Source organism: Staphylococcus sp. MZ3 (genome assembly GCF_018622755.1).
GTDB classification, from domain to species: Bacteria; Bacillota; Bacilli; order Staphylococcales; family Staphylococcaceae; genus Staphylococcus; species Staphylococcus aureus.
In genome coordinates this window covers 1,873,947-1,892,949 of sequence record NZ_CP076026.1, presented here as the reverse complement: position 1 = coordinate 1,892,949, position 19,003 = coordinate 1,873,947, and the positions used below count along the sequence as shown (strand labels likewise).

Annotated in this window: 19 protein-coding genes, 2 pseudogenes and 1 riboswitch; of the genes and pseudogenes, 10 read left to right on the top strand and 11 right to left on the bottom strand. The window is 33.0% G+C overall.

The annotated features are described in order from the left end of the window. Nucleotides 1–26: 26 nt before the first annotated feature. Nucleotides 27–440, top strand: a pseudogene (locus KI230_RS09075) (ImmA/IrrE family metallo-endopeptidase); the annotation flags it as partial. 197 nt (nt 441–637) lie between these two features. Here the strand turns inward: KI230_RS09075 and KI230_RS09070 are convergent. The 5 genes and pseudogenes from KI230_RS09070 to KI230_RS09050 all read right to left on the bottom strand — a co-directional run bounded on the left by KI230_RS09070 (nt 638) and on the right by KI230_RS09050 (nt 4,120). After that, a complete protein-coding gene (locus KI230_RS09070) occupies nt 638–1,210 on the bottom strand; it encodes an SAV1803-related protein (protein ID WP_045177260.1) in 573 nt (190 codons plus the stop codon). A 100-nt stretch (nt 1,211–1,310) separates the two neighbouring features. Next, entirely contained in the window at nt 1,311–1,652 is a 342-nt protein-coding gene (locus KI230_RS09065; protein WP_045177258.1) for a DUF3969 family protein, read from the bottom strand. A 40-nt stretch (nt 1,653–1,692) separates the two neighbouring features. After that, the gene (locus tag KI230_RS09060; protein WP_045177256.1) at nt 1,693–2,319 is read right to left on the bottom strand and encodes a hypothetical protein; all 627 of its coding nucleotides are present in this window, start codon (nt 2,317–2,319) and stop codon (nt 1,693–1,695) included. Nucleotides 2,320–2,394: 75 nt separating this feature from the next. Next, nucleotides 2,395–3,389: pseudogene (locus KI230_RS09055) on the bottom strand (DUF4352 domain-containing protein). 80 nt (nt 3,390–3,469) lie between these two features. Continuing rightward, entirely contained in the window at nt 3,470–4,120 is a 651-nt protein-coding gene (locus tag KI230_RS09050) for an excalibur calcium-binding domain-containing protein (RefSeq protein ID WP_072384920.1), read from the bottom strand. A gap of 302 nt (nt 4,121–4,422) precedes the next feature. On the opposite strand from KI230_RS09050, the gene KI230_RS09045 reads away from it, so the two are divergent. The 3 genes from KI230_RS09045 to menC all read left to right on the top strand — a co-directional run bounded on the left by KI230_RS09045 (nt 4,423) and on the right by menC (nt 7,521). After that, on the top strand, nt 4,423–4,878 hold the full coding sequence (locus KI230_RS09045) for a DUF4909 domain-containing protein (RefSeq protein WP_072384923.1): 456 nt from the start codon (nt 4,423–4,425) through the stop codon (nt 4,876–4,878). A gap of 158 nt (nt 4,879–5,036) precedes the next feature. Next, nucleotides 5,037–6,515 carry an o-succinylbenzoate--CoA ligase gene (gene menE, locus KI230_RS09040; RefSeq protein WP_000348379.1) on the top strand — a complete coding sequence of 493 codons (1,479 nt, stop codon included), beginning with the start codon at nt 5,037–5,039 and terminating at the stop codon, nt 6,513–6,515. A 4-nt stretch (nt 6,516–6,519) separates the two neighbouring features. Further along, a complete protein-coding gene (gene menC / locus KI230_RS09035; protein WP_045177246.1) occupies nt 6,520–7,521 on the top strand; it encodes an o-succinylbenzoate synthase in 1,002 nt (333 codons plus the stop codon). Here the strand turns inward: menC and yidD are convergent. Beyond that, entirely contained in the window at nt 7,518–7,775 is a 258-nt protein-coding gene (gene yidD, locus KI230_RS09030) for a membrane protein insertion efficiency factor YidD (RefSeq protein ID WP_000718107.1), read from the bottom strand. The two genes, menC and yidD, sit on opposite strands and share 4 nt — an antisense overlap. 65 nt (nt 7,776–7,840) lie before the next feature. Here yidD and ytkD point away from each other — a divergent pair, with 65 nt between their 5' ends. Next, nucleotides 7,841–8,314 carry an RNA deprotection pyrophosphohydrolase gene (gene ytkD, locus KI230_RS09025; RefSeq protein ID WP_078161169.1) on the top strand — a complete coding sequence of 158 codons (474 nt, stop codon included), beginning with the start codon at nt 7,841–7,843 and terminating at the stop codon, nt 8,312–8,314. Between the two features lie 4 nt (nt 8,315–8,318). Then, nucleotides 8,319–9,065: an alpha/beta hydrolase family protein gene (locus KI230_RS09020; RefSeq protein ID WP_072384924.1), complete on the top strand. Its 747-nt coding sequence runs from the start codon at nt 8,319–8,321 to the stop codon at nt 9,063–9,065. A gap of 252 nt (nt 9,066–9,317) precedes the next feature. Here the strand turns inward: KI230_RS09020 and pckA are convergent, their stop codons facing one another. Further along, nucleotides 9,318–10,910, bottom strand: a complete 1,593-nt coding sequence (pckA, locus tag KI230_RS09015; RefSeq protein ID WP_000109906.1) for a phosphoenolpyruvate carboxykinase (ATP) — start codon at nt 10,908–10,910, stop codon at nt 9,318–9,320. Nucleotides 10,911–11,064: 154 nt separating this feature from the next. Continuing rightward, nucleotides 11,065–11,176: riboswitch (SAM riboswitch) on the top strand. Between the two features lie 105 nt (nt 11,177–11,281). Between pckA and metK the strand changes: the two genes are divergently transcribed. The 3 genes from metK to KI230_RS09000 all read left to right on the top strand — a co-directional run bounded on the left by metK (nt 11,282) and on the right by KI230_RS09000 (nt 14,553). Next, nucleotides 11,282–12,475, top strand: a complete 1,194-nt coding sequence (metK, locus tag KI230_RS09010; RefSeq protein ID WP_000933822.1) for a methionine adenosyltransferase — start codon at nt 11,282–11,284, stop codon at nt 12,473–12,475. A gap of 124 nt (nt 12,476–12,599) precedes the next feature. Beyond that, entirely contained in the window at nt 12,600–13,508 is a 909-nt protein-coding gene (locus tag KI230_RS09005; RefSeq protein ID WP_000366163.1) for a nuclease-related domain-containing protein, read from the top strand. Nucleotides 13,509–13,719: 211 nt separating this feature from the next. Next, the gene (locus KI230_RS09000) at nt 13,720–14,553 is read left to right on the top strand and encodes an aldo/keto reductase (protein ID WP_000453314.1); all 834 of its coding nucleotides are present in this window, start codon (nt 13,720–13,722) and stop codon (nt 14,551–14,553) included. Nucleotides 14,554–14,869: 316 nt separating this feature from the next. Here KI230_RS09000 and KI230_RS08995 read toward each other — a convergent pair whose 3' ends face one another. From KI230_RS08995 to KI230_RS08980, 4 genes are all read right to left on the bottom strand, one after another. Continuing rightward, on the bottom strand, nt 14,870–16,069 hold the full coding sequence (locus tag KI230_RS08995; protein ID WP_276392259.1) for an IS110 family RNA-guided transposase: 1,200 nt from the start codon (nt 16,067–16,069) through the stop codon (nt 14,870–14,872). Between the two features lie 426 nt (nt 16,070–16,495). Beyond that, a complete protein-coding gene (locus tag KI230_RS08990) occupies nt 16,496–16,849 on the bottom strand; it encodes a fluoride efflux transporter FluC (RefSeq protein ID WP_000623478.1) in 354 nt (117 codons plus the stop codon). Next, nucleotides 16,846–17,211, bottom strand: a complete 366-nt coding sequence (gene crcB / locus KI230_RS08985) for a fluoride efflux transporter CrcB (protein WP_001200542.1) — start codon at nt 17,209–17,211, stop codon at nt 16,846–16,848. The genes KI230_RS08990 and crcB overlap by 4 nt, the downstream gene beginning before the upstream one ends. Before the next feature lie 255 nt (nt 17,212–17,466). After that, on the bottom strand, nt 17,467–17,769 hold the full coding sequence (locus KI230_RS08980; RefSeq protein ID WP_000091445.1) for a hypothetical protein: 303 nt from the start codon (nt 17,767–17,769) through the stop codon (nt 17,467–17,469). Nucleotides 17,770–18,028: 259 nt separating this feature from the next. On the opposite strand from KI230_RS08980, the gene KI230_RS08975 reads away from it, so the two are divergent. After that, nucleotides 18,029–18,742, top strand: a complete 714-nt coding sequence (locus KI230_RS08975) for a transaldolase (RefSeq protein ID WP_001096494.1) — start codon at nt 18,029–18,031, stop codon at nt 18,740–18,742. Nucleotides 18,743–19,003 lie beyond the last annotated feature (261 nt).

Genomic DNA, 19,003 nt, shown 5'->3' with positions numbered 1-19,003 from the left:
TTTGTTGTTAATTAGAGTTTACACCACAACTTAATTTAAAAGTTAAATATATTAAAATGGAGGGTAATACTTCGGGTTATTTAAGTGGAAGAACGATTTATATCAATAATAATCACTCGATTAATAATACAAGATTTGCAATAGCTCGTGAACTCGGCCGTTATTTATACAAAATTAAAGATAACAACGATAATAGTCTAAAGAATTTACATGAAATGATTTATGAAAGCGACGTAAATCAGTTTTCAGTCGACTTACTTATGCCTAAAAAGCAAATAGAGGCATTAGTCTATAATTTTTATGAAGTCAATAATATCAATTTAAGTTCTGGTTTATCTGAAAAAGAACGAAACAAACTATTGAACCTTATATCAACTAAGTTGGAAGTTTCGAAAGTAGCTGCTGGATTAAGGCTGTATAATTTAGGAATACATATTTGATAAATATTGTGAAAATCTAGTCGATTTATTAAAACCAAAAGAAATTTAATACAATTCAAGACCATGCAAACTCATTTATAAACATTGTCCGTTTATAGATAGGTATGCGTGGTCTATTTTTATAAAATATATTTAATTACAGGTTTAAATATCTATAACAAAATCTCAACAGCAAAAAATAAATCTCCATTAATCATTTATCGCGATTCAAGGAAATCATATATTTCTATTCCTTCTAACATATCGTCAATTTTAATGAGTAACTTCTCTACTAATATTCCAGGCAAATAGGCACGTGCTTTAGTGGCTTGCATCCAAGCTGGTTTTGGATCATATTCGCCAATGTACCATTCAATGACTGTTGGTTTGATCATTTGACATAATCCAGCTACACCAAATTGGCCATTGGATTCTTTTGTAATAATTGCATGTAAAATTAAATGCTCGATTAGATCACAGTACACTAAGTTTTCTTTCTTTTGAACGTTGTATGAGTACTTAAATTCGGAAATGAATCTTAGGTCAGATAAGTTTTGGAATTTGTCTTCGCTTATGTGATGACAATATAATCCTTCGCTAGCTCTAGTGTATTTTCCTTTTGAAATACTTTTGATTTCTCCATTTAAAAATCGCGTGTATGATTTTTCCTTATAATAATCATCGGTTACAGCGCCATATTTATTTAAAAGGTATGCTACAGCTTGCGAGTATGTAGCGTCTAATAATTGACTATATTCATTATATTTAGCTATATATTCATTTTTCTCCACTTCAATATACCTCTTTTCAAACTTTATGATATGAAATGCTTGTAATTTACAAAGAATAAAATCAGTACTCACGTAGTTACATTCGACTTTTATATGTTTATTACTCTTGCATAATGTGCCAATTGATTAATATTTTGTCATTGAATTCTACATTTTTGTATTGTTTTAATAGTACTTCAGTTCTTTGTAAACAGACTGTAACTGTATCTTCAATTGATAAATTAAATGCTGCAAAGTCTTCTAACTCTGTCCCTTTGTGAATTAAATTGATAATGTCTGGTTTCACACCTAGGGAAGAGAGTGTTTCCATCATATAAGGTGTAAAGAGCGTATGCTCTGCATTGTCGATTGAAATAATACCGAGTTTAAGTTGATTAAAAAGACCATGCATAGTCATTAAGGTGTATTTTTCAAGTTGTTGTATATTTTCAAATGTTATCATAGTGTTTCTCCTAAAAATTACAATTAATCAAAGTATGTCCTTATTTAACTTTAGTTTCTTCAGAATTATTTGTACCGTTATCGTGTTTTTCTTCTTTATTAACAGCATTTTTATCACTTTTATCATCGACTTTTTGATCTGGTATGTCATTTTGAATGGCTTTGTTATTATCATTGTCATGATATTGAATGTCTTCTGACTCATTATCCATTTCAGCTTGATCACTCATACCTGGGTTGTATTTAGGGCTTCTCTTTTTAAATGCTTCAAATTCTTCTTTATCTTTTTCTGACATATCATCAAAAGTATTAATAATCTTACCATTGTGTCGATTAACAATAGCGCAACGTTTTAAAGGTGTGCCAACTGCATCGCGGACTAGATGTTCAACATAATATTCATGTTCATTGCTTCGTTCAAGATTTGTTTTATAATTTAATGTTTGATATTCATTAACGCCTCTAGCTTTATAATTGTTTCGAACGATATCTTCGGCTTCTTGTGGTGTCATTTGCTTGTCTGTATTTGACTGTGTAGTGTTGTCAGTTTGTTGCGTCTTTTTATTAGTGTCATTTGATTTACTATTATTTTCTTTATGTTGATTAGCTCCACAGGCAGTTAATAGTGACAATGATAATGTGATTGCAACGATAGCTTTGAATTTCATTTTTTTATCTCCTTGATTTGATTATGTATAATTAATTTTTCCGTAAAAGAAGGGTAGCCGAACTACCCTGAAATTTTATTCTGTTGAAGCGTCGTACATGCTATCTTCATTGTGAATATTTTGACTAGGTGGTGCTTCACTAGTGGTAGGTTTGCTATGGGGCATAGGCTCTACAGGAGCAGTTTCTTCATTAGATTCACTTTTTTCTACACTAGATTTATCACTTTTAGACGTATTCTGCTTATCTTCATCTTTACTAGACTGTTCATTTTCTTCAGAATCATTATTTGCACTAGAAGTTGTAGCAGGTGTAGTAGCCGAAGCTTCATAACTTACATTATCGCTATTTGAACTCGCAACAGCTACTTCTGTATCTTGCTTGTCTTTTTTAGCTTTTGATGTTTTTTTAGCATCGGATAAATCAAATGTAATCTTCTTGACGCTAAATAAACTAGAAATAACTTCTAATTTTTTATCTTTTGCGTTGGCTATGTTTTCTGACACATCGAAAACAATTTTACCTTGAGCAGTGCTATCAGGATTTATACGCTGTAAGAAAAATGAATTTTCTATACTACCGTTGTCATTTTGATTAGCAGACATTGAGCCTGTATTATCTGCTTCAAATGTTTTATCACCAGATTTCAGTTTAAACATTGAACTATCAATTGTTAACGCTTCTTTACCTTTGTTTTTAATCGTCACATCAGCAACGACAAATGTACCTTTAGCATTTGTTGGCGCGATAGATGGACCAACTGATTTCATAGTTTCAACTGAATTAACTGTGACTTCAAGATCACCATTTTTACAGTCTCTCCAATTTTATGGGTTTTGTTCGTTTCTTTAGAACTATTTCCGCCAAGGTTACCTGTAATACCAGCTGTACAAGCTGAAATACCGATGATAATTAAAATAAATAATACTAGACAACCACCACAGCCCCAGAACCATCCTTTTTTAGATTTCTTTTGTCCGTATTGCTGGTTCTGTTGGTTTTGTTGATTTTGGAAAGCTTGGAATTGTTCCCATTGTCTTCGCTCTTCTTCGCTTTTGAATTGATTGCTCATGCCTAAAAAATCTCCCTCATTATTTACTATGTGATTAGTGCATAAAGCTAAATACAATTTGAATTCAATTCGCTTGTTGTTTAATATTTATCAGGTTCACATGCACGTTTATCTTTATCTCTATCTAAATGTGGTCGATATGCTGGATGATCGGCAGTGACACCATTCGGATATACTTGTCTAAGTTGCTTACAATTAGCAAATGATTGTTGCGTGTTTGTTTCAGTTGATGGTGAGGTCTTAGGTTGCGTGGATTGATGATAGTTACTTGATTGTTGCTTTTCTTTTAAATCATCTTTCAAGTCGTCTTGTGATTTATCTTCTGCAACGTTTGGTGTGTTAATTTCATCATCTGATTGATCTTTTGTTGTTATTTCATCAATTTCATGTTGATTATTTTCAGTATTTTCATTTGCGGGTACTTCTTCGGTTGATTGTAAATCCTCATCTGTTGCTGTTTCTGATTTTTCCTCAGGCTTATCTTCATTTTTATTTTCATCTTCTTGAGTTAATTGCGTTTTTGATGATTGATTACTAGTGGAATTGTCATTATTACTAAACATCATTGAACAGGCTGATAATAAGATTATTAATAAAATAAAAGAAATAAGGCAACCGCCGCATCCTTTTAACATGCCGCGTCTTTCAGAATTTTTAACAGATTGGTTTGGATTCTTGTTGTTCTCTGTATTCAAAGGTAAATCTCCTCTATATTTATATGTTATTTTCATGATTTACTACATAAAACCTGGATGCATTTAAGAGGGAGTTATTAAGTGTAAAACGCTTTCACTATATCACATAATCATATTTTACCAAATTAGTAGTGGAAATACTTTAATTTTTTTCAAAACTTTAAAAATATTTTTGGATTGTAGAAGTGTTAATTTAATAATTGTAAAGTTGTATTACGACTCAAAATGACACGAACATGACAACATAATTTAACAAAATAATAATTTCTATTTGCTATAATATATTGTATTTATTTTTAGAGGTGTTGCTTTTGAAAAAGTTTTTAAAATTCAAGGGGATGAAAATATGTTTAATGCTATATCTACTGATTTTTTTAAGTAGTTGTGGCACAAATAATAAAATAGTAGGCCAACGATTTGAAATACAACAACATAATGAAACAATAGGTAGTATTTACTTTTCAGCAGACTATGCACATATAAGAGGTATAGAAAAAGGCACTGCAAAATATTTCGTAGACAAAGTAGGCAGCAAACGTTACTTATTTATTGAATATATTCCAGATAATGTATTGAATTGCAAGCCGGACTTTTGGAAAACGTTAAAATATAAAAAGGACAAGGTAACATATTATGTATATCTCATTGAAAATTTAGATGATGAAGTATTCCATTTAAGTGCATTACAAGACATGAACCGTATACCAATTGACATTGCAGATGATGTGGCAACAATGGGTAAATCACCACATCAAAATGACAGAATGACACTAAAATTAAATAAAAATAACTGATAATAGTAGACGAATGATATAACGATATGTATTGAGCATTATAACAATCATATCAATGCATCAATTCGTCTACTTTTTTATATTTTTAAACATAACCACTGCTAGAATGTCATAAAATCGTTATAATTATAATGTAAATGATTTTGGAGGAATAACGCATGGACTTTTGGTTATATAAACAAGCACAACAAAATGGACATCATATTGCGATAACAGACGGTCAAGAATCTTATACTTATCAAAATTTATACTGTGAAGCGAGTCTATTGGCTAAAAGACTCAAGGCTTATCAACAATCTCGTGTCGGACTATACATAGATAATTCAATTCAATCTGTTGTTTTAATTCATGCATGTTGGTTGGCTAATATTGAAATTGCAATGATTAATACAAGATTGACACCTAATGAGATGACGAATCAGATGAGGTCAATTGATGTGCAATTGATTATTTGCACCTTACCCCTGGAATTGCGAGGGTTTCAAATTGTATCGTTGGATGATATTGAATTTGCTGGAAGGGATATTACAATGAACGGTTTGTTGGACAACACAATGGGTATCCAATATGATACATCGAATGAAACTGTGGTGCCGAAAGAGTCGCCGTCCAACATATTAAACACGTCATTTAATTTAGATGACATTGCATCCATTATGTTTACGTCAGGGACAACTGGTCCTCAAAAAGCGGTGCCGCAAACGTTTCGCAATCATTATGCTAGTGCAATCGGTTGTAAAGATAGTTTGGGATTTGATCATGACACAATTTGGTTATCTGTATTACCGATTTATCATATTTCGGGTCTCAGTGTACTTTTAAGAGCTGTTATTGAAGGGTTTACTGTGCGCATTGTTGATAAATTCAATGCCGAACAAATTTTAACGATGATTAAAAATGAACGAATCACGCACATTTCGCTTGTGCCACAAACTTTAAATTGGCTTATGCAACAAGGTTTACATGAACCTTATGATTTACAAAAAATATTACTCGGCGGTGCTAAATTATCTGCCACTATGATAGAGACGTCATTACAATATAACCTGCCAATTTATAATTCATTTGGTATGACTGAGACATGTTCGCAATTTTTAACAGCAACACCGGAAATGTTGCATGCACGTCCTGACACTGTAGGGATGCCAAGTGCCAATGTTGACGTAAAAATTAAAAATCCTAATAAAGAAGGTCATGGAGAATTAATGATTAAAGGTGCCAATGTGATGAATGGATATTTGTATCCAACAGATTTAACGGGTACGTTTGAAAATGGTTATTTTAATACGGGTGACATTGCTGAAATAGATTATGAAGGTTATGTCATGATTTATGACCGACGTAAAGATTTAATTATTAGTGGCGGTGAAAATATTTATCCATATCAAATTGAAACGGTAGCGAAGCAATTTCCAGGTATCATTGACGCAGTATGTGTAGGGCATCCTGATGATACTTGGGGCCAAGTGCCTAAATTATATTTTGTCAGTGAAAGTGACATTTCAAAGGCACAATTGATTGCATATTTATCACAACATTTAGCGAAATATAAAGTACCGAAACACTTTGAAAAGGTTGATACTTTACCTTATACATCAACAGGTAAATTACAAAGAAATAAGTTGTATAGAGGATGATTTGATGAAGTTGACAGCTTTGCATTTTTATAAATATAGTGAGCCATTTAAGTCACAAATTGTAACACCGAAAGTCACTTTAACGCATCGTGATTGTTTGTTTATCGAATTGATTGATGACAAAGGAAATGCATATTTCGGGGAATGTAACGCTTTTCAAACAGATTGGTATGATCATGAAACAATTGCTTCAGTGAAACATGTAATTGAGCAATGGTTCGAAGATAATAGAAATAAATCATTTGAAACGTATGAAGCAGCACTAAAATTAGTAGATTCATTGGAAAATACGCCTGCTGCAAGGGCAACTATTGTCATGGCATTGTATCAAATGTTTCATCTACTGCCTTCATTTTCAGTAGCATATGGAGCGACAGTGAGCGGCTTATCAAATAAACAACTAGAGTCATTAAAAGCAACTAAGCCGACCAGAATTAAATTAAAATGGACGCCTCAAATCATGCATCAAATTAGAGTGTTACGGGTATTAGACTTTCACTTTCAATTGGTTATAGATGCAAATGAGTCCTTGGATCGTCAAGATTTCACACAGTTACAGTTATTAGCGCGTGAACAGGTTCTTTATATCGAAGAGCCATTTAAAGATATCTCCATGCTTGATGACGTAGTGGATGGAACAATACCTCCAATTGCTCTAGATGAAAAGGCGACATCATTGTCGGACATAATTAATTTGATAGAATTATACAATGTGAAAGTTGCTGTATTAAAACCATTTCGTCTAGGTGGCATTGATAAAGTGCAAACGGCAATTGATACTTTGAAAAGTCATGGTGTAAAAGTTGTTATTGGCGGCATGTACGAATATGGTTTAAGCCGTTATTTTACAGCGATGCTTGCTCGTAAAGGTGATTATCCAGGAGATGTTACACCAGCAGGTTATTATTTTGAACAAGATGTGGTGGCGCATTCAGGCATATTAAAAGAGGGGCGACTCGAATTTCGCCCCCCTTTAGTGGATATAACTCAATTACAACCATATTAATGGTTATGTTTATGTGAATGCTTGCTTGCTGACTTGTCTTTTTTTAACGGAACAGGGTCAAAGCCGCCTTTATGAAGCGGATGACATTTTAAAATACGACGGATACCTAAATAAAGGCCTTTGAAAGCACCGTGGTATTGAATCGCTTCTCTAGTGTACTCTGAACATGTTGGATAAAAACGACAAGTTGGTGGAGTGAGTGGCGAAATGAAACGTTGATAAAAATGAATCATCGCCAAGAATATCTTTTTCATAATTAATGCCTCCAACGATAGTAATTAACTATTATATTAACATACAATGTAGGGATGTGATGCGCGTGAAGTTTAGGGATAAAGATAATCGTCAAGTTAATTTGACATTTAAAAAGGATAATGAGCTAGCAGATGGCAATCATGTGCTAGCTATTCCAACGTTTAAAAATCAATTGCTTTTTACCAAACATAATTTACGGGGTATTGAATTTCCTGGTGGTAAAAGGGAACGCGGGGAAAGTAGTGCTGAAGCAGTTACCCGTGAATTATATGAAGAAACAGGCGCCAAAGTTAAAAATATTCATTACATAGCACAATATACCATTGAAACACATGATCAAACTGATTTTGTAAAAGATGTATATTTTATCGAAGTTGAATCATTGGTAAGCAAGAACGATTATTTAGAAACAGCAGGGCCAGTGTTGTTTAACTGTATCAATGATATTGAACTCGCACAACGGAGTTTCTTACTGAAAGATAGTACCATTTTAAAATGCGTAGAGAGGGTGCAATCACTTGGATTTTATCAAACGTAAACGAATGCCAATTGAATCTTTTACGCATCAATTCGAAGAAATTACATATTTGTCAGATGACTTACAAGTAAAAGCTTTAATGATGACACCACATCATGAAGTAAATCGCATTGTAGTATATTTGCGAGGTGGCAAAGGTCAAGTAGGACGTGTGCGCGCAGGTAGATTAATGCAATTTTCAGATAGTCAAACTTTAGTGATTGGGCCATACTACCGAGGTAACAATGGGAGTGAAGGTAAAGACGAATTTTATCGTGGCGATTTAAATGATGTGACGCAACTATTAAGATTGCTACATGATAAATATCCGCAAGCTTTTATTCATATGATTGGTTTTTCAAGAGGTGGTTTACAAGGATTGTTGACATTTCAAGACTTACCAGTAACAAGTTATACAATCTGGGGTGGTGTCTCAGATATTGATTTAATGTATGAAGAACGTGTCGATTTAAGAGGTATGCTACGAAGAATGATTGGTCATCCGAAAAAAGATCGAGCGGCATATGAGGCACGCCAAGCGATTCCAAACATTAATGAAAACAGTCCGCCAATATTAATTGTACATGGAGGGAAAGACCAGCAAGTTGGTATTCATCATGCGTATTATTTAGCGGACCAACTAGAGTTAAAAGGTGCCACGCATGAAACATTTTATCAAATGGCAGAAGGACATGTGCCAAGACCACCAGCGATGGTTGAAACATTGACTTATATTAAAGAGTTTATGAACCAAGTTGAGTTGCATAGCTAGTATGAAACGTGGTGTGCGCATGGGAACTATCAAGCTTTGAAGATGTGGTACTACATGCGTTGAATTAGGGATCGGTACTTTATGTGAAGACGTGCTACTTCCATTAAATGAGTGATGCGAGTTTGGCATGAAGGTCACCTTAAATGTGCATTGTTGTAATAAAATTGCCTATAAATTTTTAGCACATAAAATAAGAGGAGCCAACCATTGTTAGACTATAACAACGGTTGGCTCTTTAATTAGTATTCAAATTTATTTGTTGAAGCTACCTTTTTCAGCAATATGTTCAACTTTTTCACCAAATTTTTCGAAGTTCTTTTCAAAACGTTGAATTAAATCTTCTGCTTGTGCTTTATATTTCTCTTTGTCGCTCCAAGCATTAATTGGATTTAAAATTGTTTTCGGTACATCTTCAATTTCTACAGGAATGCTTAAACCAAACGTACTATCTTTTGTATATTCTGCATTTTTCAATTTGCCAGAAATCGCTTGGTTTACCATTTGACGTGTGTAATGTAAGCTGATTCTACGTCCTACACCATATTTTCCGCCAGTCCATCCAGTATTAACAAGATAAACATCAACATCATGTAAATCGATAAGTTCACCTAATAAATCAGCGTAAACAGTAGGGTGTAACGGGAAGAACGGTGCTCCGAAACATGTTGAGAATGATGGTTCAGGTTCTGTCACACCACGCTCTGTACCAGCTAATTTAGAAGTGAAACCACTCAAGAAATGATACATTGCTTGGTCTTTATTTAACTTTGAAATCGGTGGAATAACACCAAATGCATCCGCAGTTAAGAAAATAATTGTATTTGGATGTGCTGCTTTTGATGGTACTACAATATTGTCAATGTGATTAATTGGATAAGCGGCACGCGTGTTTTCTGTATAACGATTGTCTTCAAAGTCCACTGAACCATCTTCTGCAACTACAGTGTTCTCTAAAATTGCACCATATTTGATTGCGTCAAAAATCTGTGGTTCTTTTTCTTTGGAAAGATTAATTGCTTTTGCATAGCAGCCACCTTCGATATTAAAGACCCCGTTTTTATTCCAGCCGTGTTCATCATCACCGATTAGTTTACGGTGTGGGTCAGCCGATAAGGTTGTTTTACCAGTGCCAGATAGACCAAAGAATAATGCAACATCGCCTTTTTCACCAACGTTTGCTGAGCAATGCATGCTCATAATATCTTGCATCGGTAAGAGATAATTCATTACAGAGAAGATACCTTTTTTCATTTCACCAGCGTATTCAGTACCGCCGATTAAAATGACTTTGTGTTTAAATGAAATAATGACAAAGGTTTCAGATTTAGTACCATCAACTTCTGGATCTGCTTTAAAATGTGGTGCAGAAACGATAGTGAAGTTAGGTTTAATCTTTGTAGCTTCTTCTTTTGATTCAGGTCTAATAAACATATTTTTAGCAAATAAATTATGCCATGCTAATTCATTGATGACTGTAAGTTTTAACATTGTATCTTTATCGCTACCAGCGTAGCCTTTAAATACGTATAGTTCATCTTTTTTATCTAAATAGTCTAGTACTTTATGGTATAACTTCAAGAAAGTTTCTTCATCGATAGGTTGATTAATTTCTCCCCAATCAATGTTATCTCTATATGAAGGTTCAGAGACAAAAAATTTGTCTTTAGGCGAACGACCAGTATATTTTCCAGTACTTGCATTAACAGCACCAAGTTCTGTTAATACCCCTTCGTTATTGTCTAAGATTTTATTATAAAGTTGTGTCGTCGAAAGTTGAAAATGTGACGTTGGTTTTTTCAGTAATTTGTCAATTTTAGTTGTTTCAGTGTATGTGTCTACTGACATCCTAAATCCCTCCAAAGCGATAATTTAAATGTAAGCCTTTACATTTAATTAGTATAACACATTAACATAATTAATCTACAATATTTTACTGTAAATTTATTTGTGAAAAATTGACATTAATTCATTAATTAGGTACTATTATTTTTAACGGATTCTCTTATCCTGAGTGGTGGAGGGACATGGACCCAATGAAACCCAGCAACCTCTTTTTTTATAAAAGAAAGGTGCCAAACCGTTTGCAGACAAATAGGTCTGAACGATAAGAGCGAATGGACGTATTAGGCCTTCTCTCTATATTAATAGTTAGAAGGTCTTTTTTATTTAGCTCACAGAGAGAGAATTTTCGTAATATAAATTTAAAGGAGCAAACTATGTTAAATAACAAACGATTATTTACTTCAGAGTCTGTTACAGAAGGACACCCAGATAAAATCGCTGACCAAGTGTCAGATGCAATATTAGATGCTATTTTAAAAGACGACCCAAATGCACGTGTAGCTTGTGAAACAACTGTTACAACAGGTATGGCATTGATCGCCGGCGAAATTTCTACAACAACATATGTTGATATTCCGAAAGTTGTTAGAGAAACAATTAAAGAAATTGGATACACAAGAGCAAAATATGGTTATGATTATGAAACAATGGCAATTTTAACTGCGATTGATGAACAATCACCTGACATTGCACAAGGCGTGGATAAAGCATTAGAGTATCGTGATAAAGATAGCGAAGAAGAAATTGAAGCAACAGGTGCAGGTGACCAAGGTTTAATGTTTGGTTACGCAACGAATGAAACAGAGACGTATATGCCTCTAGCAATTTATTTATCACATCAATTGGCAAAACGTTTATCAGATGTGCGTAAAGATGGTACGTTAAATTATTTACGACCAGACGGTAAAGTTCAGGTCACTGTTGAATATGATGAAAATGATAACCCAGTACGTATTGATACGATTGTCGTATCAACACAACATGCTGAGGATGTGACACTTGAACAAATTCAAGAAGACATTAAAGCACATGTCATTTATCCAACTGTTCCAGAAAACTTGATTAATGAACAAACTAAATTCTACATCAATCCTACAGGACGCTTTGTAATCGGTGGACCTCAAGGTGATGCAGGATTAACAGGACGTAAAATCATTGTTGATACGTACGGTGGCTATGCACGTCATGGTGGCGGATGCTTCAGTGGTAAGGATCCTACAAAAGTAGACCGTTCAGCTGCATACGCTGCACGTTATGTGGCTAAAAATATTGTTGCAGCAGGTTTAGCAGATCAATGTGAAGTACAATTGGCATATGCGATTGGTGTTGCAGAACCAGTGTCAATTGCAATTGATACATTTGGAACAGGTAAAGTTTCTGAAGGGCAACTTGTTGAAGCAGTTAGAAAACACTTTGACCTAAGACCTGCTGGTATTATTAAAATGCTTGATTTGAAACAACCAATTTACAAACAAACTGCTGCTTATGGTCATTTTGGACGTACAGATGTCTTATTCCCATGGGAAAAATTAGACAAAGTGGAAGAATTAAAAGACGCAGTAAAATAATAAGATGAATTGAATATAGCTAAATAAAAGATTTTCGATATATAAATGATAATATGTATCGAAAATCTTTAGCTTTTCTATTATAATTAAAGTTATTCATATATTAAAAAGGAGCGTTGTTGTGATGGATTTATCTTCACCGGTAGTCATTGGACTCATTATTGCAGTAGTCATTGCATTAATCTTTTTTGTCCTTTTCTTAGTTGCCTTAGGTAGTAAGAAAAAAGTTAAGCGACAAACAGAAGAAAAGTATGAACAACAAGAACAAAACATTAAAAAGTCTCATGAAGAAGCTTTAGAGAAAGAGCGTATTCAAAATAAAAAGACAATTACAAAACAACAAGAAGATTATAATCACATGGTTAGTACAAAAGATCGTGAGATTGACGCATTAAAATTGTTCTCGAAAAATCATAGTGAATATGTAACGGACATGAGATTAATTGGTATTCGTGAAAGATTAGTTAAAGAAAAACGAATTCGACCAGAAGATATGCACATTATGGCAAATATCTTTTTACCAAAGGATGGCTTTAATAATATTGAACGAATTAGTCATTTAGTATTAACAAGAACTGGTCTTTATATTATTGATTCTCAATTGTTAAAAGGTCATGTTTATAATGGTATTAGTGGCGGTCAATTTAAAGATTTACCACCAATGGAACAAGTATTTGATACATTGGATTTAGATAAATCTAGACCACAAACTATTGTGATGGATCAAAATGATGACAAACGTTCATTATCTTTTGTAAATTATTCAGATCAAATTGAGGCGATTAAACAATTGGCTGAAGACTTACAAAAAGAATTAGGTGCCAAATATACGCCAACTTCAATTTTATACTTTAATCCTAAAAATGAAGGCGATGTAACGATTTCAAATTATAATCAAAATAGTGCTGTCAAAGTGCTTGTCGGTGCTGAACAATTAGACGAGTTCTTTAACAAATTTGTATTCCATGGTCGTATTCAATACAACGTGGAAGACTTACAACAAATGATGGATAAAATTGAATCATTCAACTAAATGTTAGGCTGAAGTGATGACTATATGTTGTGACTTCGGCTTTTTTAGTTTGTCATAATTTAAACAGAATTGCTTTTACATTTTGATTAATGTTTGAGAGATATTACTAGAATTTTAGTGGTTGATTTCTCTAAGTGTTTTTTCTCATGTATTCAACTCAGATTTGTTATGATAACAGGGTATAATACATCAAAAAGGTGAGGCGATATTTATGGAGGTTAAAACATTTTATAATGGAAACACGATGCCACAAATTGGTTTAGGGACATTTCGTGTGGAAAATGATGAAAATTGCATGGAAAGTGTTAAGTATGCCATTGAACAAGGATATCGTAGTATTGATACCGCAAAAGTTTATGGGAATGAAGAACAAGTAGGTGCTGGCATTCGTGCCGGATTGGAGTCAACTGGTATTGCTAGAGAAGACTTATTTATTACTTCAAAATTATATTTTGAGGATTTCGGTCGTGAAAATGTAGCAGCTGCTTACGAAGCTAGTTTATCTAGATTAGGTTTAAAATACTTAGATTTGTATCTAGTACATTGGCCAGGTACGAACGAAGCCGTAATGGTTGATACATGGAAAGGTATGGAAGATTTATATAAAAATAATAAAGTTAAAAATATAGGTGTCAGCAATTTTGAACCTGAACATTTGGAAGCTTTGTTGGCACAAGTGTCAATTAAACCTGTAATTAATCAAGTTGAATATCATCCATATTTAACGCAACATAAATTGAAATTATATTTGGCAGCACAACATATCGTGATGGAATCTTGGTCACCATTGATGAATGCACAAATTTTAAATGATGAGACAATTAAAGACATTGCTCAAGAATTAGGAAAGTCACCTGCCCAAGTTGTTTTAAGATGGAATGTGCAGCATGGTGTGGTTACAATCCCTAAATCGGTAACACCAAACAGAATCTCTGAAAACTTCCAAATATTTGATTTCGAATTATCAGATGAACAAATGACGCGAATTGATGGTTTAAATCAAGATAAGAGAATTGGACCTGATCCAAAAACTTTTGAAGGATAGATTAAAATCACTCAACTGATGAAAAGGTTAGATGAATTGTCACAGGCTGGGACATAAATCAATGTTCTATGCTCTACGAAGTTATATTGGCAGTAGTTGACTGAACGAAAATGCGCTTGTAACAAGCTTTTTTCAATTCTAGTCAACCTTGCCGGGGTGGGACGACGAAATAAATTTTGAGAAACTATCATTTCTGTCCCACTCCCTTTCCTACGATTAGTCAAGTCTTAATGTTTAAAATAAGCATTACTAAATTAGCCCGTTCAATTTAATTTTTTTGAATAAGGTGTTACACTGTATTTGATTGTACGGTTGGCTAATGTGGGGACATTTGATAATCGTACAATTTTTGATTCATTACTAAATAATGAATCGTTTTTAAGAGACGATTAATACAAGCGATGACGGCAGTCTTGTGAGCTTTCTCATGAGGCTGTTTTCTTAGCTTATAGTAATAATCGACTACATGATTGTCATAATGATGCTGCCCTCTTATTATATTCATAACCACCCAAAACAGTAATCTTCTTGCTTTTTTATTGCCACGCTTATTAATTGTGTCTCTACTTTGCGTACTACCTGATTGATATCGTTTGATATCGATGCCTACAAATGCATTTAATTGTTTATTAGATTTAAATCGCGTAATATTTCCAAGTTCCCCAATAATCATAGCTGCAGATAGTTTTCCAATGCCTGGTATTGAATGAATATGTTCAAAACAATCAAGTTGTTGCGCCAATTGAATCATGTCTTCATCTAATTGTTTAAGATGTTGTATAGATTGTTTTAAATGTCTAATTAACAACCGTGCTTTTTCTACAAGAAATGAATGTCTATCGACATTCGGATAGCTTTCCCGAGCAATGTTAACCAATTGGTGTGCGTGATTTTCAGCTTTATTCATAGATAGACCTTTATCAGTCGAATTGAATATATAAGAAATAAGAGTATCAATATCCATATTTCTCACCATATCTGGATGAGTAAATCGTTCTGCGATGTTAAGTGCAATGATAGAATATCGACTACTAAATAATTTTTCTAAACCAGGAAAAGTTTGATGAAGCTGTTCAACAATTTCAAATTTAAGCCGATTTTGTTCATTTTCAATTTCTAGATGAAAACGTGCACGCTCTCGCAACTCAAAGAAGATAGATTCATACATAGGTAAGGTTTCCATTGCTTTTAAAGTAGGTGCTAATTGCGCAAGTTTATGTGCATCAGCTTGATCGGTTTTCCATGATCTTAAAGAACTTGTTCTGAATTTAGCTTCTAACGGGTTCATCTCAATATAATTAATTTGATTTATGCGACAAAATCGAGTCATACCTCTTGAATAAATACCAGTAGATTCAAAAATGATTTGTAGGTGGTCTAAATCATTCAAATACTTTAATAAATAATTATAACCATTTTTATTATTTTGAATGGTAAATTCTCTTTGAAATTGATCGTTATGATAATGAGCTACGACACTACTTCTTTTACTAATATCAACACCTAAGTAATTGATAAATATAGCCTCCTTTAAAAAATTGAGAAGTGAGAACTTTACTTAACCTTTCTCATTTCATTTTCCTCTACACGGTTTCAAGAACCCAACATACTTCAAACGAATTTCAAAAGGCGAGAGTAAAGCTGACTTGTTTTTTATACGGGTTTAAGACCCAAGAGAACGCACAGTCTACTCCTCTCTATAACTATAAAAAATAGCTATGAAAAAATCTATCGTCATAGATTTCTTCATAGCTAATCTTAGTATGTTTATTTTCGACTAGTTTGGAGAATTTATTGACATTCACATTATTTAAACGGTAACAAAGATTATTGAAATTTGGTAGGCATTTTATGGTGCTAAAAAATTTGCATGAAAATTAAAAAATGCTTCGTTCAGGAAGGTGTCGTAATTTACCTATTTGCTGAATGAAGCATTTTATTTTTAAATATGATAGCCAATATAACAAGCTATAAATCCAATGATGAATTGTAAAAGTGAATAATTGAGAAAAAGGTTAATATTAAATTTTGGCGTCATCATTAGTGTAAGTTCCTTGGCTAACGTTGAGAAAGTTGTTAAGCCACCTAAAAAACCGGTAACAAAGAACGCAGGGAACCATGAGATTGAAATTGATAAGCCTATAGTTAATCCAATTAAAAAACTACCAACTAGATTTACTATCAATGTTGCGATAGGTAACTTTGAAGTAAATTTATGATTAAAATAATCAGTAATGGCACTTCTAGTAATTGCACCGAAACCGCCGCCAATCATGACTAAAATGATTGATATCATGATAAACCACCACCTAGTTTTATACCGACGTAACATAACAAAATACCAAAGACATAACTTGTTACAGCATATAGTAGTAAAGTTATAAATTGTTGATGATCAAACATATGTATTAATTCTAATTGAAATGTTGAAAAAGTCGTTAAAGCACCAAGAAAACCAGTCGTAATAGCTTTTTTTAGCGTCGGATGGTTTGAAAAAAATGCAATTGTTAAGGCTGTTAGCAATCCCATTACAAAGGCACCAGTCAAATTGGCTATCAGTGTTCCGATTGGAAAACCTCCGTCAGTATTCAGAAAAGAAATGAGGTAACGTAATAAAGCGCCTAAAGCACCACCGATAAAAATATATACATATTGCATTTGGTTCACCTCGAAAAGAAGTAGTTTGAATTTAAAAAAGAGGTTTTGGCAACGCGACGACAAAAATTGTCGATGCATTATCAAACCTCATTATATGTTATATCTTGTTGTATAACTATAGCGATTAGATGTATAGTTATGATTTCGAAAATCTAATATTTTTTATACGCAACAACGTCATCAAATTGTTTTACTCATTATAGCATGATACATTGTATTGTTTTGTATTAAGGCTACATTGACATTTTATCTTTTTTAAATAAAACCGAATGTACGAACAATTGAAAAGATATGTACTAAAATAACAATTAGAATAATCCAAGGCAAACTTTTACTCGCAATTCTAATCCAATCTGCATCAGGCTTTAGTGATTTAATTGAACGATCTGCAAAAATTATAGACAAAATTAGTACAATTGAGTTAATAACACTGCAGAAAAGTATTAATTTAATAAAAGAATTAAAAAGTCCACTTAGGAAAACGTTATTTGTATTAAAGAAAAAGCTTAAAATAATCATTAAGCTAGATAAGTAAAAGTATTTTTTTGAACGAGACATGCTAGACCTCCTGGATGGTTATCATTTACATATCGTATCATAAACAATCATAAAACAATAGTTTTATTAACTTGTAGACACAATGTTTACTAAAGTCATTTTTTAAAAATATAGGCAAAAAATTAGCTATATATTATAAAAGCGTGATATAAATGTTTTATATAACAAAGAAATAAAAATCATTTTTTACAAATGGTTGTAAGAAAAAGACATGCAGATGTTGTTAAAATTTTAATAAGAATCAAGGAGGCTATATTATATGGCTAAACTAAATGTAGAAGTATTTGCGGACGGTGCAGATATTGAAGAAATGAAAGCAGCTTATAAAAACAAACAAGTGGATGGTTTTACAACAAATCCTAGTTTAATGGCGAAAGCGGGCGTAACAGATTACAAAGCTTTTGCTGAAGAAGCTGTGAAAGAAATTCCAGATGCTTCAATTTCATTTGAAGTATTTGCAGACGATTTAGAAACTATGGAAAAAGAAGCAGCAATTCTAAAACAATATGGCGAAAATGTATTTGTTAAAATTCCTATTGTAAATACAAAAGGTGAATCAACGATTCCTTTAATTAAAAAGCTTTCAGCTGACAATGTGAGATTAAACGTTACGGCTGTTTACACAATTGAACAAGTTAAAGAAATAACTGAAGCAGTAACTGAAGGTGTGCCAACATATGTTTCAGTATTTGCAGGACGTATTGCAGATACAGGCGTAGATCCATTACCATTAATGAAAGAGGCTGTAAAAGTTACGCATAGTAAAGACGGCGTTAAATTATTATGGGCAAGTTGCCGCGAATTATTCAATGTGATTCAAGCTGATGAAATTGGTGCAGATATTATTACATGCCCTGCAGATGTTGTGAAAAAAGTGAATACAAACTTAGGTCGCGATATTAACGAATTATCAGTAGATACAGTTAAAGGCTTTGCGAAAGATATTCAATCTTCAGGTCTTTCTATTCTATAATTTATAAACATATTTAAACCCTCATAGGCATTGTGCTTATGGGGGTTTTTCCATCATAGTTATTAATGAAGAAGAAGGCAAAATTCAGCTAAGTAAAAGCTCGAGTTATAAAAAAAGTCTAAATTGATTCAACAGGAGTAGAAAAGGAAATTAGCCTCGCATATTTTAGAAAATGAATAAAAACAATTACTATATGCAACTCAAGAATTAAATATTATTTAAGCCACATACCTATTAGAGTACAAAATATACAAGTTGTAC